The organism is Bradyrhizobium sp. ma5, assembly GCF_042258955.1.
In the GTDB taxonomy this organism is placed as follows: domain Bacteria; phylum Pseudomonadota; class Alphaproteobacteria; order Rhizobiales; family Xanthobacteraceae; genus Bradyrhizobium.
In genome coordinates, this window is the sequence record NZ_CP170156.1 from 7,476,765 (window position 1) to 7,501,920 (window position 25,156).

Below are 25,156 nucleotides of genomic sequence, written 5' to 3' on the forward strand. Positions count from 1 at the left end.
GAGCGCACCATGGATCTCACCTTCAGTGCCGAGGAGCGCGCTTTCGAGAAGGAAGTCCGCGACTACATCGCCAGTGGCCTGACGCCGGAAATGAAGCGCGCCACCGCGCTGACGCCGTCGGTGTTCTCCGATCCCGATATCGGCATGGCCTGGCAGCGCGCGCTGCACAAGAAGGGCTGGGGCGCGCCGGGCTGGCCGGTCGACCATGGCGGGCCGGACTGGACGCCGGCGCAACGCTGGATCTTCGAGGCCGAATGCGCCCGCGCCGGCGTGCCGAATGTCAACGTGATGGGCGTGAAGATGGTCGGTCCCGTCATCATCGGCTTCGGCTCGCCCGAGCAGAAGAACTTTTACCTGCCGCGGATCCTCTCCGGCGAAGACTACTGGTGCCAAGGTTATTCCGAGCCGGGTTCGGGTTCCGATCTCTCGTCGCTGAAGACCCGCGCGGTGCGCGACGGCGACGACTACATCATCAACGGGACCAAGATCTGGACCACGCATGCGCATCACGCCAACCGCATGTTCGCGCTGGTGCGCACCAATGACGGCGAGCGGCAGCAGGACGGCATCAGCTTCATCCTGATCGACATGAAGACGCCGGGCATCACCACGCGCCCGATCCTGACCATCGGCGGCGACCACGAGGTCAACCAGGTGTTCTTCGACGACGTCCGCGTGCCGGTCGCCAACCGCGTCGGCGAGGAAGGCAAGGGCTGGACCTATGGCAAATATCTGCTCGAATTCGAGCGCGGCTCCGGCATCGCGTCGGCCAAGCTGCGCGAGGCGCTGAAGACGATCTCCGATCTCGCAGGCTCCGAGGTCACCGGCCGCGCCATCGAGGACCCCGACATCGCGATGCGGATGTCGGAGGTCGAGGTCGATATCGATGCGCTCGAGATGACCGAATTACGGGTGCTGTCGGCGCTGCAAACCGGACAGAATCCCGGCGCGGTGTCGTCGCTGATCAAGCTGCGGGTCAGCGAGATCCGCCAGGCGGTGACGCGGCTCGGCGTCGACGTGATCGGCCAGGACGGCCTTGCCGTCGAATCGGCGCGGCCGTTCTACCGGTTGAACCACGAGCCGCCGATCCCGGAGGAACTGCTGCCGGTGGTGCCGGAATATCTCAACGGGCGGGCGTATACGATCTTCGGCGGCTCGTCGGAGATCCAGCGCGACATCATCGCGAAGATGGTGTTGGGGCTGTAGGCCGCGTTTGGGCGAATTCGCCGTTTCCCCGTACCCTCCCCTGGAGGGGGAGGGTCGACGCGACTGAAAGGAGCGGCGGGGTGGGGTGAAAGTCCCTCCTCGCGAGCACTGCCTCAGCTGAGAGATCACCCCACCCCGTCACGCATCTGACGATGCGTGACGACCCTCCCCCTCCAGGGGAGGGTGAAAGGCATCGGCGTGCTTAGGTCCCCGCCTTCGCGTCCTGGATCGCCTGCCAGATCTTCACCGGCGTCAGCGGCGTGTTGAGCTGGGTGATGCCGACCTCGCTCAAGGCATCCATCACGCCGTTGGTGATGCAGGGCGGCCCGCCGATCGCGCCCGACTCGCCGCAGCCCTTGGCGCCCAGCGGATTGGTCTTGCACGGCGCGGAGGGATCGAGCGTCACCGTGATCGGCGGAACGTCGGAGGCGCGCGGGATGCAATAGTCCTGATAGCTCGCGGTCAGCAGCTGACCTTCCTCGCTGTAGGCCACGCCTTCGTACAGGGCCTGGCCGATGCCCTGGACGACGCCGCCATGCACCTGCCCCGTCACCAGCATCGGATTGACCGCGACGCCGACGTCGTCGACCGTGGTGTAGCGCACCACGCGCGTCACGCCGGTCTCGGGATCGATCTCGACCTCGCAGATGTGGGTGCCGTTCGGCCAGCTCGGGCCGTCGACATTGCCCTCGCTCTCGACCGAGAGCTTTGCGCCGCTTTCTTTCTGCGCGATCTCGAACAGGCTGATGCGCCTGTCGGTGCCGACCACGGTGAGGAAGCCGTCGCGATACTCGATGTCGCCGACGGAGGCTTCGAGCAGGTGGGAGGCCTTGTCGCGCGCCTTGTTGATCATGTCGTTGCTGGAGACCGCGACCGCGGTGCCACCGACGAACAGCGAGCGCGAGCCGACGCTGCCGAAGCCGGTGGCGAGATCCGTGTCGCCCTGGATGACGTCGATCTTGTCCATGGCAATGCCGAGCGTATCGGCGATCATCTGGGTATACGTAGTGGCGAGGCCCTGCCCCATCGCCATGGTGCCGGAATGCAGGACGACGCGGCCTTCGGCGGTCGCATGCAGCGAGACGTTTTCGGTGTGGGCGCGGCCGCCGGTCCATTCGATGTAGCTGGTCAGGCCACGACCGTAGAGCAGGCCCTTCTTCTTCGCCGCCTTCTTGCGCGCGGCAAAGCCGTTCCAGTCGGCCAAGTCGGACGCGCGCTCCAGCATGTGGGCGAAGGCGCCGGAGTCGTACACCTGTCCGACCGCGTTGGTATAGGGCAGCTGCGCCGGCTTGATGTAGTTGACCTTGCGGATGCTGCGCGGGTCCATGCCGATCTGGCGTGCGGCGGCATCGAACAGCCGCTCGACGATGAACACCGCCTCGGGCCTGCCGGCGCCGCGATAGGCGCCGACCGGCGCGGTGTTGGTCATGACCGACTTCACCTCGAAATGCACCAGCGGCAGATCGTAGACGCCGGTCTGCACGAATGGGCCGAGCACTAGCGGAATGATGTTGGCGGTGCCCGACGAGTAGGCGCCGGTGCCGCCGATCGAACGCACGCGATAGGCCAGCACGCGGCCCTTGGCGTCGAGCGCGAACTCGCCGGTCGAGGTCAGGTCGCGGCCATGGGTGCCGCCGACGAACTCGTCGGTGCGGTCGCCGCGCCAGCGGATCTTCTCATTCAGCTTGGTCGCGGCATAGGCGACGATGCCGTCTTCGGGATAAAGGCTGGTCTTCTGGCCGAAGCCGCCGCCGATATCGCCGACCAGCACACGCACGCTGTCCTTCGGACGCTTCAGGATCGATTCCGCCAGCAGATCGCGGGTCGAGCCCGGGGTCTGTGACTGCACATGGAGAATCAGCCGGCCGGTCTTCTTCTCGATCTCGGCAATCGTCGAGCGCGGCTCCATCGCCGACGGCACCAGGCGCTGGCTGACCAGGTCGAGCGACACCTTGTGCGCGGCGCTGGCAAAAGCTGCCTCGACCTTGACGGCGTCGCCATAGCTCATCGCGGCCACGATGTTGTCGGGCGCCTCCGGCCAGACCGCCGGCGCGCCCGGCTTGATCGCCTCGACCGGATCGACCACCGAAGGCAGCACCTCGTAATCGACCTCGATCGCCTCGGCCGCGGTCTGCGCCAGCACCCGCGAGGTCGCGACCACTGCCGCGACTCCCTCGCCGGCGTAGCGCACAACCTCATGCGCCAGCAGGCGCCGCGGCGGCACAGTCATCGGCGAGCCATCGGGGCGCTTGAAGATCGCGAGCGTCGGCAGCGTGCCGATATCGTCCTTCACGAGGTCCGCGCCGGTATAGACCGCCTTGACGCCGGACATCTCGAGCGCGGCCTTGGCGTCGATCGACTTGATGTTGGCATGGGCATGCGGCGAGCGCAGCACGTGCAGCCAGAGCGCGCCGTCCTGCGGCTTGTCGTCGATGAAATGCCCCTTCCCGGTGAGCAGCCGCTGGTCTTCCAGGCGCTTGACCGGCTGGCCCGCACCAAAACGCATATTGCCGGGAAGAATGTTCATCGGAGGGTCCTTGATTTCAGAAATTTCGGCGGGTTTTAACGGATTTTCGGAGCCACACAACTGGCTGTCATTCCCCGATCAGCAATTGCGCATCTGAGGGCGCGCCCTTGGCGCGAGCCCGGAATCCATACTCCCGATGGTGGTTATGGATTCCGGGTTCGATGCTAACGCATCGCCCCGGAATGACGAGATGGTTAGAGCCGATGCATCCCGCAAGCCGGCTTCAACCGAGATCGCGCAACGCGGCCTCGACCACCTTGCGCTGCTCGGCCGTGAGCGGCGCCTGCGGCGGCACGGGGTCGCCGACATCGTAGCCCCGGATCGCGAGCCCGGCCTTGATGCAGGCCGCCAAGTTGAAGCGGGCGAACGCCTCGTTGATGCGCCAGAGCTTGCGCTGCAGGGCCATCGCCTCGTCCCAGCGGTTGCGCCGGCACAGATTGTAGAGCTCGACGCTCTGCCGCGGGATGATGCAGGCAGGTCCCGCCATCCAGCCATGGCCGCCGATCAGCATCACCGCAGCCGGAATATGGGCGGAGGCCGAGAACACTTTCAGGCTGTCGCCGCAGCGGTTCATGATCGACAGCAGCCGGCCGGTGTTGGTCGAGGCGTCCTTGATGTAGCCGATCCGCGGATGCTCGGCGAGGCGCGCGATGACGTCGAGCGTGAGGTCGGATCGCTGGAAATTCGGGTTGGTGTAGATCACGACCGGAATGTCGACGGCGTCGGCGATAGCGCGGAAGTAGGATTCCACCTGGGCGTCACTGAGCGGGAAATACGCCTCCAGGATCGCGAGAATGCCGGCAGCACCGCGCTTCTGATAGGCCTTGGCCTGCGCCACCGCATCCGCCGTCGAGGTCGAGGCGACGCCGGCGACAACAGGCACGCGGCCCTGCGCGGCCTCGATCGCGGTCGCCACCACCTGCATGCGTTGCGCATTGTTGAGATAGGCGAATTCGCCGGTCGAGCCGAGCGGCGTCAGCCCGTGGACACCGGCCTTGATCAGATCGTCGCAGAGCCGGCCCAGCACCTCGGTGCGGACATGGCCGGCGGGATCGACCGGGGACACCAGGTAGGGAAAGACGCCGTGAAAATCAGCCATTTGCGAGCCTCGTTGACGGCGAGACATAATCGGGATCGTGCGCAAAGGGAAGCGGCTCGCCGCTGCGCAGGGCGCCGAGCACCGCTGCAAAGTCGGTTACCGCGCGGAAACCGAGCAGCCGCTCGGCCTTGCTCGCATCGTAGATCCGGCCGATCGAATGCGGCAGATGCCAGCCCCGACGTGCGAACAGCGCTGGCGCATCGGGGAAATGGCGCGCGATCACGCCGGCCGCGTTGGTCTTCAGGTCGGCCACATCGCTGCGCGCAAACGGCGTCGCCGCGCTGATCACGAACACCTCGAAGCCGCGGATCTTCTCCAGCGCCACGACATGGGCATCGGCGGCATCCTCGACCGTCAGGCGGCGATACAGCAATTCGGTCGCCTTCAGGTTCTCGCCGTGGATGTTGCGGATGGTGTCGTCGTCCTCGGGAAAGAAGCGGCTGGTGCGCAGCACCGCGCAATTCAGCCCATGCTCGCGACTGAAGAGCCGGCACAGCCCTTCGGCGGCAAGCTTCGTCACGCCGTAGATGTTGCGCGGCTCGAGCGGCCCTGTTGTCTCGTCAAGCCATGCCGCCGCATGGCCTTCCTCGTCGCGGATCGCCTGCGAGATCATCAGCGACGTCGTCGAGGTGAAGACGAAGCGGTCATGGCCGGCGGCCGCGGCCGCCTGCAGCAGATTGAGGGTGCCTGACACGTTGACGTCGACAAAGGCCTGCGGCGCGAATCGCGCGATGTCAGGCTTGTGCAGCGCGCCGCCATGGATCACGGCCTCGATGCCGTGATCGCCGAACACCCGATCGACCACCGACCGGTCGGCCACCGAGCCGACCACATGGGTCGCCTCACCCGCAACGACATCGAGGCCAGTCACGTCATGGCCGGCCTGTCGCAGCCGCGGCGCGAGGAAGCGGCCGAGCCAGCCGGAGGAACCGGTCAACAATACGCGCATGAATTCCGCCCGGCCCCGCGCCTTCAGAACACCTTGGCGATCGCGGCCTGCGCATCGCCCTGGATCTGTTTCAGATGATCCGGCCCGCGGAAGCTCTCGGCGTAGATCTTGTAGACATCCTCGGTGCCGGAGGGACGCGCGGCAAACCAGCCGGCCTCGCTCTCGACCTTGATGCCGCCGAACGGCTGATCGTTGCCCGGCGCCTTGGTCCTGACCGCGCGCACGGGATCGCCGGCGAGCTCGGTCATGTTGAGCTGCTCGGGCCCAAGCGCCTTCAGCGCATTCTTCTGCTTCGGCGTCGCCGCGACATCGATGCGCTCATAATAGGGAACGCCGAGTTCGGCGGTCAGCTCGTTGAACAATTCGCTGGGATCACGGCCGGTCTTGGCGATGATCTCCGCCGCCAGCAGGCCGAGGATGATACCGTCCTTGTCCGTGGTCCAGGCCGAGCCGTCGCGCTTGAGGAACGAGGCGCCGGCGCTCTCCTCGCCGGCAAAGCCGAAGCCGCCGCCGCCGAGCCCTTCGACGAACCATTTGAAGCCGACCGGCGTCTCGACCAGCTTGCGACCGAGCTTCTTCGCCACACGATCGATGATCGAGCTCGACACGATGGTCTTGCCGATCGCGGCATCCTTGCTCCATTGCGGCCGGTGCGCAAACAGATAGGCGATCGCGGTGGCGAGGAAGTGGTTCGGGTTCATCAGCCCGTTCGAGCGCGTCACGATGCCATGGCGGTCGGCGTCGGTATCGTTGGCAAAGGCAACGTCGAACCGGTCGCGCATCCCGATCAGGCTCGCCATCGCATAAGGCGACGAGCAGTCCATCCGGATCTTGCCGTCCCAATCCGCGGTCATGAAGCGAAAGGTCGGATCGACCGCCTCGTTGACCACTGACGCGTTGATGCCGTAGCGCGCAATGATCGGGTGCCAGTAATGCACCGCGGCGCCGCCGAGCGGATCGATGCCGATCCTGACGCCGGCGGATTTGATCAGCGCGAGATCGACGGTGTTGCCGAGATCGGCCACGTAGGGCGTGATGTAGTCATGCAGATGCGTGGTGGCCGCCTTGCGCGCACGATCATAGGGCATTCGCGCGACACCCTTGAGACCGGCCTCGATGGTGCGATTGGCGTTCTTCTCGACCACGGCGGTGACATCGGTGTCGGCCGGGCCGCCATGCGGCGGATTGTATTTGTAGCCGCCGTCCTCCGGCGGATTGTGTGACGGCGTAATGACGACACCGTCGGCAAGGCCGCTGCTGCGGCCCTTGTTGTAGCTCAGGATGGCGTGCGAGATCACCGGCGTCGGGGTGTAGCCGCCCTGTGCGTCGATCATGATCTCGACGCCGTTCGCGGCGAACACCTCCACAGCGCTGGCGAGCGCCGGCTCGGCCAGCGCATGGGTATCGATACCGATGAACAGCGGCCCGGTGAGCCCCTTCTCGCGCCGGTAGTCGCAGATCGCCTGCGTGGTGGCGAGGATGTGGTCCTCGTTGAAGGAATTCTTCAGCGACGAGCCGCGATGGCCTGAGGTGCCGAAGGCAACCCGCTGGGTGGGATCGCTGGCATCGGGCTTGCCGGCAAAATACGCCGTGACCAGCCGCGGCACATTTGCAAGCGCGGAGGGATCGATGGGTTTGCCGGCGGCAGGATTTGGTGCAGTCACGTGACCTCTCAGATCTGGTATCGCCGACCATCAGCACAACGAGTGATGCTCATTGCGTAACATCTGGGCGTGCTACCATGGCGGCTTACGTTCAATCAAGCCGACGGCATTTCGTTCCGAGCCGTCTGCGGCAATCCGCTATTCGACGTCGATCTGCCTTACTTTCTCGCGCAGCTCGTCGACCAGCACCCGCTTGTTCTCGGTATAATCGACCGGCACCACGACGAGATGCACGCCGCCGCCGGAGAAGGCGCGCTCCAGGGTCGGGACGATCGCCTCCGTGCTCTCGATCCGCGAACCCTTGGCGCCGTAGCTCTCGGCGTACTTGACGAAATCCGGGTTGCCGAAGGTGAGGCCGAAATCCGGGAAGTTGTCGACCGCCTGCTTCCAGCGGATCATGCCGTACGCGGAATCCTCCAGGATCAGGATCACCAGATTGAGCTTGAGGCGGACCGCGGTCTCGAGCTCCTGCGAGTTCATCATGAAGCCGCCGTCGCCGCAGACCGCGAGCACGCGGTTCTTCGGATAGAGCATCGCCGCCATCATCGCCGACGGCAGGCCGGCGCCCATGGTGGCGAGCGCGTTGTCGAGCAGCAGCGAGTTCGCGAGCAGCGTGCGGTAGTTGCGCGCGAACCAGATCTTGTACATGCCATTGTCGAGCGCGACGATGCCATCCTCGGGAATGACCTGGCGCACATCGTGCACGATGCGCTGCGGCGTCGGCGGCCAGCGGCCCTCGGTGGCGCGATCGGTGATCTTCGCCAGGATGCTTTCACGCAGGCTGAGCAACGCGCTGGCCGACGGCAGCTTTCCCGCGACACGGTCGGCCAGCAGTTCGAGGCTTGGCCCGACATCGCCGATCACCTCGCATTGCGGGAAGTAGACCTGTTCGACATTTGCCGCCGTGTAGCTGACATGGATCACCTGCGGTCCCTTCGGCCCCATGATGAAGGGCGGCTTCTCGATCGTGTCGTGACCGATCGCGATGATAAGATCGGCGCGGTCGATCGCCTCATGCACATAGTCGCGCTCGCTCAGCGCGGCCGTCCCCATATACTGGTTGGTGCCGCCGGAGACCGTGCCCTTGCCCATCTGTGTGGTGAAGAACGGGATCTTGGTTCGCCGCACGAAGTCGCCGATGCCGGCGGTCGAGCGCGGGCGCGATGCCGCAGCACCAAGCATGATCAGCGGACGCTGCGCCTTCAGGATCATGTCGGCGGCGCGGTCGAGCGCAGCCGTATGCGCGATCGGAATTTCGATCGGGTGCGGCGGCACGATTTCGACCGGCGCGATCTCCTCGCGCGCGATATCCTCCGGTAGTTCGAGCAGCACCGGCCCCGGCCGCTCCTGCGTCGCGATCCGGAAGGCGTCGCGGACCAACGTCGGAATGGTGGCGCCACTGACGATCTGCAGCGACAACTTGGTCAGCGGACGGAACGTGTTGACGATGTCGACGATCTGGAACTTGGCCTGCCGGCTGCTCAAGATGCCCTTCTGGCCTGTGAGCATCACCATCGGCATCGCGCCGAGCAGTGCATAGGCCGCACCCGTGGTGAGGTTCAGCGCGCCGGGGCCCAGCGTCGTCATGCAGACGCCGGGCTTTCCGGTCAGCCGGCCATAGGTCGCCGCCATGAACGCCGCCGCCTGCTCGTGGCGGGTCACGATCAGCTTGATCGAGGATTTGCGCAGGCTCTCGACGACGTCGAGATTCTCCTCGCCGGGAACGCCGAACACCCGTTCCACGCCCTCATTCTCGAGGGCGGCGACCAGCAAATCGGAACCTTTGACCATATCAGCCTCGCATCGTTGATTGCATGCCGCGCGCGGAGCATAGCCGCATCGCGCGCCGCCGGAAACTCCCTCGCGATCTCACGGCTTGTGCGCCCTGATCCAGGCGTCGGCGGCGGGGAGCACACGTGCGGCAAGATCGGCCGAGATCGCGATCGCTTGCAAGGAGCGCGCCACCGTCACCCGCCCGCCGCTGGTCGATTGCGACGGGACAAACGCGGCGAGCTGTGCCGCGTGGTCCTGATCGGTAAAATTGATCATGAAGTTCGGCACGAACTGGTCGCGGAAGTTCGGCCCTTGCCTGGCCAGCAACGTATCGAAATTCGCCTGGACGAAGTCCCAGGCGAGCTGCGGATGCTCGCCTGCGGACGCAACCGAATTGATCATCCCTGTGACGATCGTGTCGGGCAATTCGTTGGTCAGCGTCAACGCCAGCGTCGCGCGCGCCAGCTCAGCATCGCGGGCGCTGGCCGCCGCGAAATAATAGCGCAGCCGTTCATTGGTCGCCGTGCTGTTGCGCGCGAGCGCCAGCAGTTTGTCATACGTCGCCCGATCGGCCGTGATGCCGACGACATGGGTGACCGCATCGCGCAGCGAGGTCGGCAGCGATTTGGGATCTTCGAGGAACGCTGCAAAGCGCCGCTTCGCCTCGGCGATGATGGCCGCGTCACCGAGGTCGCCAAGCGTCGAGATCAGGCTCGCGCGGAGCAGCGCGGTGTCGTCGTCGCCCGAGCCGCCGCCATCCCATCCGATCCGGTCGAACACCGGGCGCAGCTTGGCGCGGGCATAGGCCTGGATCACCCCCCGCTCGCTGCGGTCGCGCGACAGGCGGTTGAGCGTGGCAAAGGTCGAGATGACCTGATCCCACACCGCGCGATGGTCGCCGGTATCGAGCGCATCGAGCAGCGCGAGATAGGACGGTGCTTCAGCCCGGCCCGCTTGCACCATTGCCCAGCTGTCGGTGACGACATTGAGCCGGTCGACGACCTGCATTTGCGGGAATGCGTTCAGCAGCGCAGCACGGTTCTTCGGCCCGTATTCGACCCTGAAGTAACCGACGTCGCCGAGATTGACCTTGATGGCATCGCCGCATGCGCCGGCCGGAATATCTGTACTGCCTTTCAGCAGGATCTCGTCAAACGGCTTGCCCTGCGCCGGTCCAGCCGCGACCGGGATCTGCCAGTCGTGGGCCGGCAGCGGCGGATCGTTGGCCGGGGCGATCACGAAGCGGTCCTGCCGCAACATCAGACGCTGCGCGGTGCCATCGCAGGCCGTCTCGGCCACGACCAGCGGCACGCCGTCCTGCTCGGTGAAGGAGGCGGCGATGCCGGTGATCGTCTTGCCGCCGGACGTCTCGAGCGCTTGCCAGAGATCGGCGGTGGTGGAATTGCTGTAGGCATGCGCGGCCATGTATTTGCGGATGCCGTCGCGGAATGCCTGCTCGCCGAGATAGGTCTCGAGCATGCGGATCAGCGCCTGGCCCTTGTTATAGGTGATGGCGTCGAACGCCGTGACCGCTTCGCTGTGATCGGCGATCGGCTGCTGCACCGGGTGCGAGGTGCGGCGCGCATCGAGCGCCATGGCAAACTGTTTCGCGCTGGTGCCGTTCAACCAGCTCTGCCATTGCGGATAGAACTGCTCCGAGGCCTTGGTCGCCATCCAGCTGGCAAAGCCCTCGTTGAGCCAGAGATTGTCCCACCACGCCATGGTGACGAGGTCGCCGAACCACATATGCGCCATCTCATGCGCGATGATGGCGAAGATGCCGCGCCTGGCGGTCTCCGCGTTGGTCGCGGGGTCGAACAGCAGCCGGCTCTCGAAAAAGGTGATGCCACCCCAGTTCTCCATCGCGCCGCCGAACCCGCCGGGAACGGCAATCAAATCGAGCTTCGGCAGCGGATATTTGACGCCGAAATAGTCGTTGTAATAGCCGAGCAGCTTCACCGCGCTGTCGAGCGCAAACCGGCCCTGCCCGCTCTTGCCCTCCGTCGTCACCACACCGACGGTGACGCCGCCGGCATCCGCCGTGACGCGTTCGAGCTCGCCGACCGTGAGCACGAACAGATAGCTCGACATCTTCGGCGTCGGCTCGAACGTGACCTTCTTGCGATCGCCGGCTGCCGGCTCCTCGCTCGCCACACGCATGTTGCCGACCGCGAGCAGATTGCGCGGGATCACGACGGTCAGCGCAAAGCTCGCCTTGAACGACGGTTCGTCCCAGCACGGAAAGATCCGCCTTGCATCGGCCGGCTCCAGCTTGCTGGAGATCAGCCGCTTGATCCCGCTCGGGGTCGGATAGTCGACCACAAACAGTCCGGTGCCGAACTTGTTGATCTGCGCCGTGAACGCGATGCGGAGCTTGTGCCGGCCCACCGCAAGCGGCTTGGCGAAGGTCAGCGTCGCGGTCTGCGCGGTAGCGTCGGTCACGACCTCCGCGCGCTGTGCGCCGTTATCGATCGTGGCCTCGGCAAACGTCGTGCTGATCGCATTCAGCGTCAGCTGCGCTGTCGGCCCACGCACCTCGATGTCGACGGTCTCCACGCCAGGCAGCGCCAGGCCGGTGATATCCGGCGTCAGCTCGATCGCATAACTCAACGGGACAACCGTCTTCGGCAACCTTCCGGGCGTACTGTCGAACGAAAATGTCTGCTCGGCCTGCGCTGCAACGGCTGTCGCCAGCAGCAAGCCGATTGCCGTGGCAAGACGACGCAGCAACGCGGTTCGGACGTTTGTCGCAGGCTTGTTCATTGCGCAGCTCACCGAGATCTCGGGATATTCTGATGTCATTGCGGAAGGACGTAGCAGGCAATCTAGTAGAGAACATGTCGCCACAAAACTGACAACTCCGCGACATCTGACATCGCAATGGCTCGCATCGATCACTGCGCACTCGCATCGGCCTACCGGCCCTTGTTGCTCAACCGCGGGGCGGAAGGCTAACCTGCGGCCGGCATTCCAGCCGCGACATGCGGCGACGGGAGACAATGATGTTCGGAAAATTCTCGCGCCGGCAGTTTGCGGGCCTTGCTGGCCTCTCGGCGCTCGGTTTGACCGACCCTGCCGAGGCCGCGAACCACGCTCCGCGGCCGAATGGCACAAACTTTCCGGCCGGCTTCGTCTGGGGCACCGCGACCTCGTCCTACCAGGTCGAGGGCGCGGTCAATGAGGACGGCCGCGGCCCGTCGATCTGGGACACATTCACCCACACATCGGGCAAGATCGAGGACGGCTCGACCGGCGATCGCGCCAACGACCATTATCACCGCTACAAGGAAGATGTCCGGCTCATCAAGGATCTCGGCGCCAGGGCCTACCGTTTCTCGATCGCGTGGTCGCGGGTGTTTCCCGACGGCACCGGTACGCCGAATCCGAAGGGCCTCGACTTCTACAACCGCCTGGTCGACGAGTTGCTCGCAAACGGCATCGAGCCCTATGCCACGCTCTATCACTGGGACCTGCCGCAGGCGTTGCAGGACCGCGTCGGCGGCTGGCGCTCGCGCGACACGTCGAAGGCATTCGGCGACTACGCCGGCTACGTGGCCCAGCGAATGACCGACCGGGTGAAGAACATCTTCACCCTCAACGAGGTCGGGCGTTTCCTCCCCTTCGGCTATGCGCTCGGCGTCGACGCGCCGGGGCTGACGCTCCCGCCGGCCGAGGTGAACCAGGCGCGCCACCACGTCGCGCTGGCGCATGGGCTCGCGGTGCAGGCGATCCGCGCCAAGGGCCGCCCGGGCACGCGGGTCGGCCCCGCCGAGAACATCACCGCCTGCGTGCCCGCGGTCAACACGCCGGAGAACATCCGCGCCACCGAGATCGCGACCCGCGAGCTCAATGCGGGCTTCCTTGGCGTCCTCCTTGAAGGCAAGTACACCGAGGCCTTCCTGCAATATGCCGGCGCTGACGCGCCCAAATTCACAGCCGAAGAGCTGAAGATCATTTCGCAACCGAACGATTTCGTCGGGCTCAACATCTACGCGCCGCACTGCTATGTCCTCGCCACCGACTCAGCCCCCGGCTGGAAGCCGTTGCCAATGCCGGCCTCGTTCCCGCATATGAGTTCGGATTGGCTGCGGATCGCACCGGAGACGATCTACTGGGCGCCGCGGATTGCCGCCAAGCTCTGGAACATCAAGAGCATCTACATCAGCGAGAACGGCACCTCCGGCGAGGACAAGGTGCAGCCGGACGGGCAGATCTACGACCTCGACCGCATCATGTTCCTGCGCAACTACCTCGCCCAATTGCAGCGCGCGACCGCCGACGGCGTCCCGGTCCACGGCTATTTCCTGTGGAGCCTGATGGACAATTTCGAATGGATCTTCGGCTATGCGAAGCGCTTCGGCCTCTATCGCGTCGATTTCGAGACCCAGGCACGGGTACCGAAACTGAGCGCGGCATTCTATCGTGACGTGATCGCGCGCAACGCCATCGGCGTGTGATCATCCGGCCTGCGGCCGCGCGCCCGACCACGCCCGCCGGAGCAGGTCGCTGATCGCGCGCTCCTCGATCGACCGCGGATTCCAGTAAGGATTTTTGGTGGCGAGTGCGGCCGCTTTTGCGATACCGTCTTCGGGCATGCCGATTTCGGCGAGCGAACGCGGCGCGCCGAGCCTTGCCGACAGATCGAACAGGCCATCGGCCGCATCGGCAACCCCGAGCGCCCGCGCGGCGCGGCCGATCGCATCGCGCGCGGCCGGCGTGTTGTAGGCGATGGTGTGCGGCAGCAGTACCGCATGGGTTTCGGCATGCGGCAGGTCGAACAGCGCGCCGACGGTGTGGCAGAGCTTGTGATGCAGCGCCATGCCGACCGTACCGAGACAGACCGCACATAGCCACGCGCCATACAGGGCATCGGACCGCGCATCGAGGTCGTGCGGCCGCGCGATCACGTCCGGCAGCGACGACGCAAGCTTTGCAATCGCCTCTTCCGCCATCAGCGACGTGATCGGATTGCCATCCCGCGCATACAGCGCCTCGGCCGCATGCGCGATCGCATTGAGGCCTGATATCGCGGAGAATTTTGCCGGCATCGAGATCGTCAGGTTGACGTCGTAGATCACGGCTTCGGGCAATATCTTCGGCGAGGATTGCGTGGTCTTGACGCCGTCGACGGTCTCGCCGAGCACCGGCGTCATCTCGGAGCCGGCGTAGCTGGTGGGGACGATCAGTTGCGGCAGGTCGGTGCGCAGCGCGATCGCCTTGCTGAGGCCGGTCGCGGCACCCGCGCCGATCGCAACCACGCCATCGGGTTTCAACTCGCGGACCATCTGCATCGCACGTTCGGTGACCGCGACCGGGGTGTGCACGACGGCGCCGTCGAACGCGCCGGCCATGCGGCCGCCGGTCAAACCTCCGAGATCGCCGAGCTCGGCCTGCTGCCGCCGGCTCGCCAGCACCAGCGCGCGGCCGATGCCGAGCCGGCCGAGTTCGTCCGCCAGGCGTGCGATCGTGCCGGTCCCGAACACGACCCGCATCGGGCTGACTTGATAGGTGAACGGCTGTGGCATGACGATTTCCAGAACGGTTGGTCAGCCGCGGCGCCAGTCGCGCGGCGTGCAGCCGAAGCGGTGCCGGAAACGCCGGGTGAAATGCGACAGATCGGAGAAGCCCCAGTCGAACGCGATGTCGCCGATCGCACGCCCGGCGATCGCGGTATCCCTGAGGTCGCGCGCCGCGCCGTCGAGGCGGCGGTCCATCACATGGCTGGCGAATGTCGTGCCTGCGCGCTCGAACAGTTTGTGGACATAACGCTCGCTGATGCCGATCCCGGCGGCGACGGCGGCAACGCCGAGCCCGGGCTCGCGCAGCCTGCGGTCCACGGCACGGCGCAGCGCGAGCCAGGTTGCATCTGCAAGACCCGCACTCTCGGCAGCGCCCGCGCGACCGGTCCGCGACAGGCTGAGCGCGACCAGGTCAAGCAGAACACCGAACAGCCGGGCGTTATCCGTGTCAGACGCGCGGAGCGCCGAATTGTTCAGCACCTGCGCCGTCTCCGCGATGAGATGGCCGACGAACGGGTCGTCTGAGACCCGCACCGGGGCGACCTCCGGCGCCGACGGCAGCCGCTCATCGAGCGCCTCGGCCGGCACCCAGAACGAGGCGACCTGCAGCGCGGGGCCGCGGTCGTGCAGCAGCGAGAAGCGCTGCCCGCTGTCGAAGATTCCGACCTGGCCCGGCGACAGGCTGACCTCGCGCCCAGCCTGCTGGATGCGGCAGCGGCCGGCCAGCTTGAGATTGAGGTAGTAGCAGCGCCGTGTGGACGCGGCGATATCAGCGGCCGAGCGCCGCACGACATGCTCCGGGAAACTGACCCGGTTGACCGCGCCGTCGCCGAGCCCAGCGGTCTCGACCCGGGCCAGGAAGCCCGCCGTCGCCGGCGGCTCCGGCGTCAGGTTCATGAAGGCCTGGCAGATCGCCTCGCGATAATAGGCGAACTGCTCGCCCGGCCGTGTGTCCGCGGTATTCCAGCTCAGCCTGCGCGAGCGATCCGCGGCGGCGATTTGCTGCATCAGTTCACTCCGAGCCCAATCCGGTTCGGTTACAGCCAAGCGCGTTCCGTGGCCCCGGGTCAATATCCATCAGGAATTGCATGACGTCAGCGCGTATGGCCGACCGTCCGAGCCGCGCAATCGATCTAACCAAACCACAGAGGGAGGTACAACATGTCGACCTATGTTCTCGTCCATGGTGCCTGGCATACCGGCGCCGAGTTTGAGCCGGTTGCGGCTGCGATCCGCAAGGCCGGCCATGTCGTCCACACCCCGACCATCAAGGGCAACCGGCCCGGCGACCGCAAGGACTCCGGCCTTGCCGAGGCCATCCAGTCCATCGTGGATTATCTCGCCGAGCACAATCTGAATGACATCGTGCTGGTCGGCCACAGCTATGGCGGCATGGTCATCACGGGCGTTGCCGACGCCGCCGCCAGCCGCATCCGCCGGCTGGTGTACTGGAATGCCTTCGTGCCCAACAATGGCGAATGCCTCAACGACATGGTGCCGCCGCACTATCGCGGCCTGTTCGACGCCATCCATGCCGAGCGCGGCGACGGCTCGGTGGTGCTGCCGTTCCCGATCTGGCGCGAAGCCTTCATCAACGACGCCGACCTCGAGACGGCGCAACGTGCCTACGACAAGCTCAACCCGCATCCGCTGAAGACCTTCCAGGACAAGATCGCGTTGCGGACCAATCCGGCCGAGATGCCGATCGCAAAGTCCTACGTCAACTGCACCGAGGATACCGCGATGCCGCACGGCCTGCCCTGGCATCCGCGGCTGTCGGAGAAGCTCGGGCTATTCCGCCTGGTCCAGGTGCCGGGCAGCCACGAGCTGTGTTTCTCCAATCCGGAGCGCCTGGCGCAGGCCTTCCTCGACGCCGGCCGCGATTAAGCCACGGCCTTATACTCCGGCGCGGTCGCCAGGAAGCGCGCATAGGCGTCCGCGTCCGGCGGCGTGAATTTCTCGACGAGCGGGTTGCGGCGCGACGCCTTGGTGCCGATGTCCGCCAACAGCTCGTCGAAATGCTTGAAGTGGTAGGGCGCGACGCACAGCCCGCCATAGACGCCCGCCGCCGGACGCTCGACGCGCTTGAAGTTCAGCATCATCGCGATGTTGTCGTGCATCTCGGCCGCGCTCGGCTGCCGTGCGAGCTGGCCGTCGGCGTAGCGCACCAGCCAGTTCGCGGCGAGATCCGCGCACAGCACGGTGCAGAAGCTCGAATTGAACCCGACAAATCCCATGTCGGGCAAATCGGGATTGGCGATCAGCCGGTAGAGCCGATACTGCCCGTCGGGCTCGACCAGCTTGGTCTGATACTCCTGAGGCAGGAACGGCACACCGAGCTTGTAGCCGATCGCGAGCACCGCGACGTCGGCCGCGACGCGCTGGCCGCCGCTCATCACGATGGTCTTGCCCTCATAGTGATCGAAAGTGCCCTGCACCGCCTTGATCCGGCCATCGGCAACCATCGGATAGAAGCCGGGGGTCGCGATCGGCACCGAGCAGTTGACGCCGTCCTCGATCCGCTCCTTCGGCACCATGCCGCACTGCTTCAGCTTGAGCTGCATCTTCAGCATGCTCTCGAGCCCGCGCCAGTTCGCCCAGACGAACGGCTTGGCCACGACGTGCGCGAGGCGCGCCATCGGCCCGATGCCCCAGCTCGCGAACATCTGCTCCTGGGCGCGGATGTAGAGGATGCGCTTGAAGTTGACGAGGCCGCCGACGAAATAGGGGATCCGCCAGACCGGCTCGCGAAACACGATGGTGACCTCGCTGGCGCCGGAATTGACCGCATTCACGGCGATGTCGGTCGCCGATTTGGAGCCGCCGAGCACCACTACCTTGCGGCCCTTGGCGAGATCAGGATCGCTGTACTGCGACGAATGCAGGATGTGGCCGCCGTGCGCCTTGAACTCGTCCTCGCCGGAAAGCGGTAGCGACTGCGGCTCGTTGAATTGCCCGGTGCAGACCGCGACGAAATCGAAATCCTCGTGCCCCGTAGCGCCGTCGGTCGAACGTAGTTCAAGCGTCCAGCCGGGCTTGCCGTCGGCGCGACGCTTCATGTCTTCGACCCTGGTGTCGAACCGCATTGTGCCGCCGAGCCCATGGCTGCGCGCGTAGTCGCGCAGGTAGGCATGGACCTGCGGACCCTTCGGCCATTCCGGATAGGATTCCGGCATCGCCTTGTCGGTGTAGCGATAGAGCTCCTTCGGGCTCTGGGTCTGTACGTCGGGATAGGAGCGCGCCGGCTCCCAGACCCCGCCGAGATCGCCGCTGCGCTCGATGATGGTCACCTTGTGACCGCGACCGGCGAAGGCCTTGCCGGCGGCGAGCCCGGAAATGCCGGCGCCGATGACGCACACATGCTTCTGCTTGACCATGAAACGTCTCCGCGATGAATGAACAAGCCCATTTCCCTGCGCGCACGTGTCTCCGTCATCGCCGGAGCCAACTCCGGCGATTGCCGCCTCGCGCGCGTATCGTCGGTGCTCGCCGGCCTAGTCGTTGGCCTCCGGCGGCAGGAAGTCCACCTCGTGCTCGGCGGAAATGCGCACCACTTCGACCGGGTCCTGCAGATTGTGCAGCTTCTCGAACAGCGCCTCGAGCTTCTGCATCGGCGACACCCAGAACAGCGCCCGCGCCGGCTTGTCGGACTTGTTGAAATAGCCGTGCGGAATGCCGCGCGGCATGCGCACGAGGTCGCCGGCCTTGGCCTGCACCCAGACTCCGTCGAGCTTGAGGTCGAGCACGCCCTCCTGCACCAGGATGAATTCGTCCTGGGTCGGGTGGATGTGCACCGGCACGAACTGGCCGGGATCGCTGTTAGTCTCGAACGCGAAGGTCGAGTCGGTGATCGCCTTCGGATAGTAGACCTGGCCCAGGATATTCCAGGTTTTGCCGCCGTAGCCGGTGCCGGTTCGGGTAATGCCTTTTTCGAGCGTGCCCATGTCAGCCTCTCCAGTTTTGGATGCGTATTGCCGACACGGAGCCTGTCGCCAGCCGATGAGGCTGTCTAGCCGATAAACGAATCCGCAGCCTGCGCGACCATGCTGCAATGCGGGAGCGCCGGGCCGGCGACATCTGCCCAATGCCTTCGCATCTTCCTGACCGTCGATCGGGCAGATTGCGCGACGAAACGGCGTTCCCCTTTGCCGGCAGATGCACTAGGCTGCCTGATGTTTTAGACCTCAAACAACTCCGGACGGCCGGCGTGACAGCTGTTGGCAACGAGGTTTCGGCAAGGACTAGCTCGACAAGAGCAAGGCTCAAGGATTTCGCGCGCGTCGCGACTGATCGCGTCGACGACGCGGCGGAAGCGATCGGCCGCATCTTCTGTCCGCACGATCTGATGCCGGTCGATCGTTCGGAGCGCGATTTTACCGCGCACCACAATTGCGCCGGGTTCGACGGCTTCTCCGTCAACTATGTCGCCTATGGCGGATCGGTCGCAATCAATCCGGGTTGCCTCGACCGCTTCTTCCTGTTGCAGATGCCGTTGTCCGGCTCGGCCGCGGTGCGGACCACCGCGCGCGAGCTCACCACCGGGCCGCAACACTGTGCCTCACTGCTGTCGCCGACGATTCCGACCGAAATGACCTGGCGCGACGACTGCGCCCAGCTCATCCTGCTGCTCGATCGCAAGCTGGTCGAGCATCGCGCGGCAGCGCTTGGCGGCGTCGCGGTCCAGCCGGTCGAGTTCGATCCGGCCGTCGCGCTGAGCGGGCAGCTCGGCGAGACGCTCTCCGCCAGGATCGAGGCGCTCGTGACGACAGCCGAGCAGCTCGGGCCGCGCAAATCGTTGCCCGCGGTCGCGGCGGCCGATTGGCGCGAACAGTTTCTCAATGTCCTGCTCAACGAGCAGCGACACAGCCTGAGTTCGGCGATCGACGTCTTCAACGGCCGCACTGAGGCCCAGCCGGCCGCGCTGAAGCGCGTGCGGGCCTACCTCGAGACCCGTGCGACCGAGCCGCTGGATCTCGCCGAGCTCGCGGAGATCGCGGGCACCGGCATCCGCGCGCTGCAACTCGGCTTCCGCCGTCACTTCGGCACCACCGTCTCTGAGATGCTGCTCGACATCCGCCTCGCCCATCTCAACGCCCGTCTCAAGACGGCGCGGCCGGGCGAACGCATCGTCGATATTGCATTCGACCTCGGCTTTACCCATCTGAGCCGGATGGCGAGCGCCTACCGCACCAAGTTCGGCGAAAGCCCGAAGGCAACGCTGCAGCGGCTGAGCTGAGCCGCTGTTCCGATCGGCGGGGCAGCGCCCTGCCCATCCGGCCAGTATCGCCGTCCGCCGCAGCATCCCAGATTGAGGGACGCCAACGGAGTTTCCCATGACCGAACCGACCACACTCGCCTCGCTGTCATCAGCCCTTTCCGAGACCATTGCGCGCGCGGCGCCTGCAATCGTCTCCGTACATTCGCATCGCGCGCGCGCCTCCGGCTTCGTCTGGAAGACCGGCCTGATCGTCACTGCGGACGAAGCGCTCGCCGACGAGGGCGAGGTCGAAATCCAGTTTGCCGACGGTAGCCGCAGGCAAGCCGTTGTCGCCGGACGCGACCACACCACCGACATCGCGCTGCTGCGCGTCGATGGCGATGTCGCGCCGATCAAGCTGTCGACCGAAATCCCCGCGCTCGGATCTCTCGCGGTGATCGTCGCGGCCGACCGCGGCGCGCCGATTGCGCGGCTCGGCATGGTCTCCCGGTCCGGCGCCGCCTGGCGCAGCCTGCGCGGCGGCGAGATCGACGCGCGGATCGAGCTCGACGTCCGGCTGCGACACAGCCAGCAGGGCGGGCTGGCGCTGAACGCCGCAGGTGCGCCGTTCGGCATGGCGGTGCTCGGCCCGCGCCGCGTGCTGACGATCCCTGCCGTGACCATCGAGCGGGTCGCGGCCCAGCTCGAGAAGAGCGGCCGCATCGCGCGCGGATATCTCGGCGTCGGGCTGCAGCCGGTCCGTCTCGACGACGGCCTCGGCGCAATGGTGATGAATGTCGACAAGGCCGGCCCCGCGGCCGCCGCCGGCATCCGCCAGGGCGACGTGATTATTGCCGTCAACGGCGAGAAACTGTCGGGCGTGCGGGCGTTGTCGCGCGGTCTCGGACCGCAGAGCGTCGGCAGCGTCGTTGAGCTCACCGTGCATCGCGGCGGCGAGCCGTTGAACTTCAAGGTGACGGTCGGCGAAAGGCCCGAGACGTGAGCAGCGAGCCTGCCGCCGACATCGTCATCGCACTCGAGATCGACGATCCCGCCCTCGCCGACCGGCTGGCGACACTGCTCGGCAGCGTCGCCGGCCTGCGGCTTGCCGCGCCGGGTGAACAGGCAACGGCTGCGATCGTCGCACGCAACCGGGACACCGCGGGCGGCGGCGACTTCGAGCTGACGCCGCGCGAGCTCGACGTGCTGGCGTTGCTGGCCGAAGGCGCATCCAACAAGATGATCGCACAGCGGCTCGGGATTTCGGTCCACACCGCCAAGTTTCATGTCGGCTCCCTGCTCGACAAGCTCGACGCCACCGGCCGCACCGATGCGGTGGCGCATGCGGCGCGGCGCGGGGTGATCAATTTGTGAGTTCTCACGTTCTGCTGTCATTGCGAGCGAAGCGAAGCAATCCATTCCCCCGCGGGCGTTGAGCGATGGATTGCTTCGCTTCGCTCGCAATGACGATTGGATCTCAAGCCACTCACCTCCGGTGTCATCACCCGCGCACGCGGGTGATCCACTATTCCAGAGACGTCAGTCATTGAGCCGAGAGGCCGCGGCGTACTGGATCGCCCGGTCGAGCCGGGCGATGACAGATGAGAATGGGAAACAGTTCCGCGTTCTCGCGACAAGATTTGCCCGAGCTTGCGTAACCACTGGACAAGGCCCCAACTCAGTGAGTGCGAAAATTCCGTCGCGCGGACACTTAGACCAATTGTGTAAGTAGTCGTCCGGATACAGACGCCTTCTTGATCTCGCTATGCAATCTTCAGCCAACAAGAAGAAACGGCATGAAGAAGCTGATCTATCGTCATCGGGACATTCAATACACGCTCACCAACATCGAACCTGACCTCTGGAGCTGGTCATTCGAAATCAACGGCAAGATCAAGCACGGCAGCACGCGCGCGCGGCTCGGCTTGCTCGCGCAGCGGCGGGTCTGCACGCTGATCGATCGCGAATTGAAAAGCGCAGAACGCGACAAGCCGAACAAGCCTGACTAGGCCACCTGCCTCCTTGCTCGGCGTCTCAGCCGGGCGGTCGCCGCCGACTATGGCTCATAACAATGCGATCACGGCCGCAGCGACGTCGAGCCGTGGTCCGGCATATCGCCTGTCGTCCGGTCCACGCTCGCTGCGCCCGACGCTCCAGAGCGCGGGCCATGAGAACCGCTCGAGCCCCGTTGCAGATATCGCCGCGAACGACGTCCAGCTGATGTCGCCGCGCCGTCGCCACAGCACGCCACCCGGTCCCATATCCGGATAGAAGGCGATGTCGAGGTCGAAATCCCGCTCATCGCCGAGATCGGGACCGACCCAATAATGCGGACTGCGCCCGGGCTCACGCCCGAGGATCAGGGTGAGCGTCCGGTTCGGACCGCGCAGGCCGAGCCAGAGCGGTGCGATCATGTCCGGCACCGGCGTACACAGCAGCGTCTGCGGCGCGGCGCTCGCCGCGGCGGTGCGGCCCGACAATTTCAGGGCGACCACCGTCGCGCGCGCCGCCATCCCGGACAATGGCGCGGGGCTGGTCCCGTGCGGCAATCGCGACCACGCGACGTGGTCGAGCGATGGCAGCGGCCATGCGAGCTGCTCGCGCACGACGCCCTCGGTGTCGAGCACCTGATAGCGAAGACCGTCCTGATCGAGCGCCGCCTGCACGCAATGCAGATACTCGACGCCCTCGGGCATCCGGTGCGCGGTGCCCGCGCCCGCGGTGCAGATCTGCAGGACGCCGCGATGGACCTGAACATCGAATGCGAGGATGTGACTGCACAGATAGGCGGTCACACCGGCGCGGACCAGGATATCCCAGAAGCGCGCGCTGTATTCGTGGCCGATCTCGCGCTGATAGCTGCCGCCGAAGCCATTGATCGGGTACACCGGATGATGACCCAGCACCAGTTTGTGCCTGGCATCGCTGTGCTGTGCGAGGACTGCTTGCAGCCAATCGGTCTCAACATGGCCCTCGCCGCCCAGCCCACTCCACAGCGTGTGCACGAACACCATCAGGAGATCGTCGCGGCGGACCCAGTAGGACAGACCCTCCTGCCCCGGCGGACCATTGCGCGGCAGCTTGAGCACCTCGCGAAACACCGCCTCGCTCATCTCGTCGTAAGTCGTGTGGTTGCCGGTCGTGTGCCACAGCGGCACCGCACGCCGGTCGAGCCAGGCCATCTCAACCTCAAGCCAATGCCGCCATTGCGCACGCAATGCGTCGGCATCGGCGGTGAGGCCAATGATCTCGTCGCCGGGGAAAAGAATGAATTCGGGCGCAGGATGCAGCCGGCGGACCACATTATTGACCGAGGCGAAGGTGCGCTCATGCAGCGCGCCGGGAATGCCCGAGCAGGCGTCGGCATAGATCACGAACTGGTGGCCCGGATTTCTCGGCAACAGAGACGGAATTGCATCATGCATGGTCGGACCACGTCCTCGCGAGCCATATCATAGAGGAAGGCAGGTCGATCGCTCAAGGCAGACACTTGTGCGCAAGGTCGTGGCGGAGTGGCGCCTCTATATGCATAGCGTCCATCCAACGAGAGCAGTTTTGGCGCGGCAGCCATGTTTCTCGCACACCGAGACGTGACGCTGCCGAAAAGCTGGTCTGCCGCGACAAGCTAGGCGGCGTCGCGCCAAGCTGCTAGCCTTTCGCGCTTCAGATTGCCTTGCGAGCTAAGGAACCGAAGCAAATGGACAACCGTAATGATGTTTGGCGCGGCGTCGACACGATCAAGCCGCGTTTCATCGAATTGAGCGACCGGGTCTGGGCGATGCCCGAGGTCTGCTACACCGAGGCGCGCTCATCCGCCGAACATCTGGCCGAACTGCGCCACCAGGGTTTCCGCATCACCGAGAACCTCGCCGACATTCCGACCGCTGTGATGGGCGAATGGGGTGAGGGCGGACCTGTGATCGCCTTCCTCGGCGAATATGACGCCCTGCCCGGCCTCAGCCAGGAGGCCGGAATTGCCGAACCTCGTCCGGTCGAGACCGGCGGTCACGGCCATGGCTGCGGCCACAATCTGCTCGGCTCTTCCGCGCTGCTCGCGGCGACCGCGGTGAAGGACTGGCTCGCCGCCAACAAGGTGCCGGGCCGGGTGCGCTATTACGGCTGTCCGGCCGAGGAAGGCGGCGCGGCAAAGGCCTTCATGGTGCGCTGTGGCGCGTTCGAGGACGCCGACATCGCCATCACCTGGCATCCGCACAGCTTCTGGGAAGTGGCGGTGACGCCGTCGCTCGCCAACACCCGTGCCGATTTCATCTTCACCGGGCGGACCTCGCATGCGGCGGCCTCGCCGCATCTCGGCCGCAGCGCGCTCGATGCGGTGGAATTGATGAATGTCGGCGTCAACTATATGCGCGAGCACATGCCGAGCGATGCCCGCGTGCATTACGCGCTGCTCGACACCGGCGGCATTGCGCCCAATGTGGTGCAGGCCCATGCCCGCGTGCGCTATTCGATCCGCGCCCGCGACCTGCCGGGCATGAACGAGCTGGTCGAGCGCGTGAACAAGATCGCGCAAGGCGCAGCCCTGATGACCGAGACCAAGATGGAGATGAAGATCATCTCCGCGGTCTCCAACATCCTGCCCAACACCCCGCTGGAGCAGACGCTGCACCGGATCATGGAAGATCTCGGCCCGCCGCATTTCGACGATGCCGACAAGGATTTCGCCGGCAAGATCCGCGCGACCCTGACCGACAAGGACATCGCCTCGGTCTACTACGCGATCGGCATGGATCCGACCGAGCGGCCGCTGGCCGATTTCCTGGTGCCGATCGACGCCAAGCGCAATCCGCTGGTCGGCTCGACCGATGTCGGCGACGTCAGCTGGGTGGTGCCGACGGTGCAGGTCCATGCACCGACGGTTGCAATCGGCACGCCGTTCCACACCTGGCAGGTTGTGGCGCAGGGCAAGACGCCGGCCGCGCACAAGGCGATGGTGCAGGCCGCCAAGGCGATGGCCGGCCTCGGCGTCAAGGCGTTGATGGAGCCCGAGCTGATCGCGGCCGCCAAGGCCGACCTCAAGAAGCGGACCACCCGAACGCCCTATGTCAGTCCGCTGCCGGCGAATGTTGCACCGCCGTTGGACATGTCGGTCGCCTGAGCGCCGCATCTGCGGCCGGGCCCGCGCTTCGATGCGCGGCCCGGCGAGCGCCTTTTCCCGCTCCGATTTTGATCGGAGCGGGGCTCGGGATTCTTGTCTTGGCGCG

At 65.7% G+C, this 25,156-nt stretch carries 19 protein-coding genes; 8 read left to right on the plus strand and 11 right to left on the minus strand.

Features of this window, described 5'->3' with window-relative positions; translation table 11 throughout:
- The first annotated feature begins 9 nt into the window (after positions 1-9).
- Positions 10-1,206, plus strand: a complete 1,197-nt coding sequence (locus ACE103_RS35240) for an acyl-CoA dehydrogenase family protein (protein ID WP_375776766.1) — start codon at positions 10-12, stop codon at positions 1,204-1,206.
- Between the two features lie 202 nt (positions 1,207-1,408).
- Here the strand turns inward: ACE103_RS35240 and ACE103_RS35245 are convergent, their stop codons facing one another.
- The 6 genes from ACE103_RS35245 to ACE103_RS35270 form a co-directional block, all read right to left on the minus strand.
- Positions 1,409-3,733: a xanthine dehydrogenase family protein molybdopterin-binding subunit gene (locus tag ACE103_RS35245; RefSeq protein WP_375776767.1), complete on the minus strand. Its 2,325-nt coding sequence runs from the start codon at positions 3,731-3,733 to the stop codon at positions 1,409-1,411.
- A gap of 223 nt (positions 3,734-3,956) precedes the next feature.
- Positions 3,957-4,832: a dihydrodipicolinate synthase family protein gene (locus tag ACE103_RS35250; RefSeq protein WP_375776768.1), complete on the minus strand. Its 876-nt coding sequence runs from the start codon at positions 4,830-4,832 to the stop codon at positions 3,957-3,959.
- Positions 4,825-5,781 carry an NAD-dependent epimerase/dehydratase family protein gene (locus tag ACE103_RS35255; RefSeq protein ID WP_375776769.1) on the minus strand — a complete coding sequence of 319 codons (957 nt, stop codon included), beginning with the start codon at positions 5,779-5,781 and terminating at the stop codon, positions 4,825-4,827. Before ACE103_RS35255 ends, ACE103_RS35250 begins: the two co-directional genes overlap by 8 nt.
- Positions 5,782-5,804: 23 nt before the next feature.
- Positions 5,805-7,445: a phosphoglucomutase (alpha-D-glucose-1,6-bisphosphate-dependent) gene (gene pgm, locus ACE103_RS35260; protein ID WP_375776770.1), complete on the minus strand. Its 1,641-nt coding sequence runs from the start codon at positions 7,443-7,445 to the stop codon at positions 5,805-5,807.
- 138 nt (positions 7,446-7,583) lie between these two features.
- Positions 7,584-9,236, minus strand: a complete 1,653-nt coding sequence (locus ACE103_RS35265) for an acetolactate synthase large subunit (RefSeq protein WP_375776771.1) — start codon at positions 9,234-9,236, stop codon at positions 7,584-7,586.
- Between the two features lie 78 nt (positions 9,237-9,314).
- Positions 9,315-12,116 carry a M1 family metallopeptidase gene (locus ACE103_RS35270; RefSeq protein ID WP_375776772.1) on the minus strand — a complete coding sequence of 934 codons (2,802 nt, stop codon included), beginning with the start codon at positions 12,114-12,116 and terminating at the stop codon, positions 9,315-9,317.
- Positions 12,117-12,220: 104 nt separating this feature from the next.
- Here ACE103_RS35270 and ACE103_RS35275 point away from each other — a divergent pair, with 104 nt between their 5' ends.
- Complete coding sequence (locus ACE103_RS35275) at positions 12,221-13,675, plus strand: GH1 family beta-glucosidase (protein WP_375776773.1); 1,455 nt, start codon at positions 12,221-12,223, stop codon at positions 13,673-13,675.
- On the opposite strand, the gene ACE103_RS35280 is transcribed toward ACE103_RS35275, so the two are convergent.
- The gene (locus ACE103_RS35280; protein ID WP_375776774.1) at positions 13,676-14,743 is read right to left on the minus strand and encodes a maleylacetate reductase; all 1,068 of its coding nucleotides are present in this window, start codon (positions 14,741-14,743) and stop codon (positions 13,676-13,678) included.
- Between the two features lie 21 nt (positions 14,744-14,764).
- Positions 14,765-15,745: a helix-turn-helix domain-containing protein gene (locus ACE103_RS35285; RefSeq protein ID WP_375776775.1), complete on the minus strand. Its 981-nt coding sequence runs from the start codon at positions 15,743-15,745 to the stop codon at positions 14,765-14,767.
- A gap of 153 nt (positions 15,746-15,898) precedes the next feature.
- On the opposite strand from ACE103_RS35285, the gene ACE103_RS35290 reads away from it, so the two are divergent.
- The gene (locus tag ACE103_RS35290) at positions 15,899-16,624 is read left to right on the plus strand and encodes an alpha/beta hydrolase (RefSeq protein ID WP_375776776.1); all 726 of its coding nucleotides are present in this window, start codon (positions 15,899-15,901) and stop codon (positions 16,622-16,624) included.
- Here the strand turns inward: ACE103_RS35290 and ACE103_RS35295 are convergent.
- Entirely contained in the window at positions 16,621-18,114 is a 1,494-nt protein-coding gene (locus ACE103_RS35295) for a flavin-containing monooxygenase (RefSeq protein ID WP_375776777.1), read from the minus strand. The two genes, ACE103_RS35290 and ACE103_RS35295, sit on opposite strands and share 4 nt — an antisense overlap.
- Before the next feature lie 117 nt (positions 18,115-18,231).
- Positions 18,232-18,681, minus strand: coding sequence for a cupin domain-containing protein (locus tag ACE103_RS35300; RefSeq protein ID WP_016842394.1), 450 nt, complete (start codon positions 18,679-18,681; stop codon positions 18,232-18,234).
- A 263-nt stretch (positions 18,682-18,944) separates the two neighbouring features.
- Between ACE103_RS35300 and ACE103_RS35305 the strand changes: the two genes are divergently transcribed.
- The 4 genes from ACE103_RS35305 to ACE103_RS35320 all read left to right on the plus strand — a co-directional run bounded on the left by ACE103_RS35305 (position 18,945) and on the right by ACE103_RS35320 (position 21,943).
- Positions 18,945-19,973 carry an AraC family transcriptional regulator gene (locus ACE103_RS35305; RefSeq protein WP_375776778.1) on the plus strand — a complete coding sequence of 343 codons (1,029 nt, stop codon included), beginning with the start codon at positions 18,945-18,947 and terminating at the stop codon, positions 19,971-19,973.
- A gap of 97 nt (positions 19,974-20,070) precedes the next feature.
- Complete coding sequence (locus ACE103_RS35310; RefSeq protein ID WP_375776779.1) at positions 20,071-20,937, plus strand: S1C family serine protease; 867 nt, start codon at positions 20,071-20,073, stop codon at positions 20,935-20,937.
- Complete coding sequence (locus ACE103_RS35315) at positions 20,934-21,308, plus strand: response regulator transcription factor (protein WP_375776780.1); 375 nt, start codon at positions 20,934-20,936, stop codon at positions 21,306-21,308. Before ACE103_RS35310 ends, ACE103_RS35315 begins: the two co-directional genes overlap by 4 nt.
- 422 nt (positions 21,309-21,730) lie before the next feature.
- Positions 21,731-21,943, plus strand: coding sequence for a hypothetical protein (locus ACE103_RS35320; protein WP_375776781.1), 213 nt, complete (start codon positions 21,731-21,733; stop codon positions 21,941-21,943).
- 54 nt (positions 21,944-21,997) lie between these two features.
- Here ACE103_RS35320 and ACE103_RS35325 read toward each other — a convergent pair whose 3' ends face one another.
- On the minus strand, positions 21,998-23,359 hold the full coding sequence (locus ACE103_RS35325; protein WP_375776782.1) for a metallophosphoesterase family protein: 1,362 nt from the start codon (positions 23,357-23,359) through the stop codon (positions 21,998-22,000).
- 272 nt (positions 23,360-23,631) lie between these two features.
- Between ACE103_RS35325 and ACE103_RS35330 the strand changes: the two genes are divergently transcribed.
- Positions 23,632-25,050: a M20 family metallopeptidase gene (locus tag ACE103_RS35330; protein ID WP_375776783.1), complete on the plus strand. Its 1,419-nt coding sequence runs from the start codon at positions 23,632-23,634 to the stop codon at positions 25,048-25,050.
- The last annotated feature ends 106 nt before the right edge of the window (positions 25,051-25,156 follow it).

What these genes read in the sequence shown, in the direction of transcription:
- ACE103_RS35240 (WP_375776766.1), top strand. Translation starts at nt 10, where the DNA reads ATGGATCTCACCTTCAGTGCCGAGGAGCGCGCTTTCGAGAAGGAAGTC.
- ACE103_RS35245 (WP_375776767.1), bottom strand. Translation starts at nt 3,733, where the DNA reads ATGAACATTCTTCCCGGCAATATGCGTTTTGGTGCGGGCCAGCCGGTC.
- ACE103_RS35250 (WP_375776768.1), bottom strand. Translation starts at nt 4,832, where the DNA reads ATGGCTGATTTTCACGGCGTCTTTCCCTACCTGGTGTCCCCGGTCGAT.
- ACE103_RS35255 (WP_375776769.1), bottom strand. Translation starts at nt 5,781, where the DNA reads ATGCGCGTATTGTTGACCGGTTCCTCCGGCTGGCTCGGCCGCTTCCTC.
- ACE103_RS35265 (WP_375776771.1), bottom strand. Translation starts at nt 9,236, where the DNA reads ATGGTCAAAGGTTCCGATTTGCTGGTCGCCGCCCTCGAGAATGAGGGC.
- ACE103_RS35275 (WP_375776773.1), top strand. Translation starts at nt 12,221, where the DNA reads ATGTTCGGAAAATTCTCGCGCCGGCAGTTTGCGGGCCTTGCTGGCCTC.
- ACE103_RS35280 (WP_375776774.1), bottom strand. Translation starts at nt 14,743, where the DNA reads ATGCCACAGCCGTTCACCTATCAAGTCAGCCCGATGCGGGTCGTGTTC.
- ACE103_RS35285 (WP_375776775.1), bottom strand. Translation starts at nt 15,745, where the DNA reads ATGCAGCAAATCGCCGCCGCGGATCGCTCGCGCAGGCTGAGCTGGAAT.
- ACE103_RS35290 (WP_375776776.1), top strand. Translation starts at nt 15,899, where the DNA reads ATGTCGACCTATGTTCTCGTCCATGGTGCCTGGCATACCGGCGCCGAG.
- ACE103_RS35295 (WP_375776777.1), bottom strand. Translation starts at nt 18,114, where the DNA reads ATGGTCAAGCAGAAGCATGTGTGCGTCATCGGCGCCGGCATTTCCGGG.
- ACE103_RS35300 (WP_016842394.1), bottom strand. Translation starts at nt 18,681, where the DNA reads ATGGGCACGCTCGAAAAAGGCATTACCCGAACCGGCACCGGCTACGGC.
- ACE103_RS35310 (WP_375776779.1), top strand. Translation starts at nt 20,071, where the DNA reads ATGACCGAACCGACCACACTCGCCTCGCTGTCATCAGCCCTTTCCGAG.
- ACE103_RS35320 (WP_375776781.1), top strand. Translation starts at nt 21,731, where the DNA reads ATGAAGAAGCTGATCTATCGTCATCGGGACATTCAATACACGCTCACC.
- ACE103_RS35325 (WP_375776782.1), bottom strand. Translation starts at nt 23,359, where the DNA reads ATGCATGATGCAATTCCGTCTCTGTTGCCGAGAAATCCGGGCCACCAG.
- ACE103_RS35330 (WP_375776783.1), top strand. Translation starts at nt 23,632, where the DNA reads ATGGACAACCGTAATGATGTTTGGCGCGGCGTCGACACGATCAAGCCG.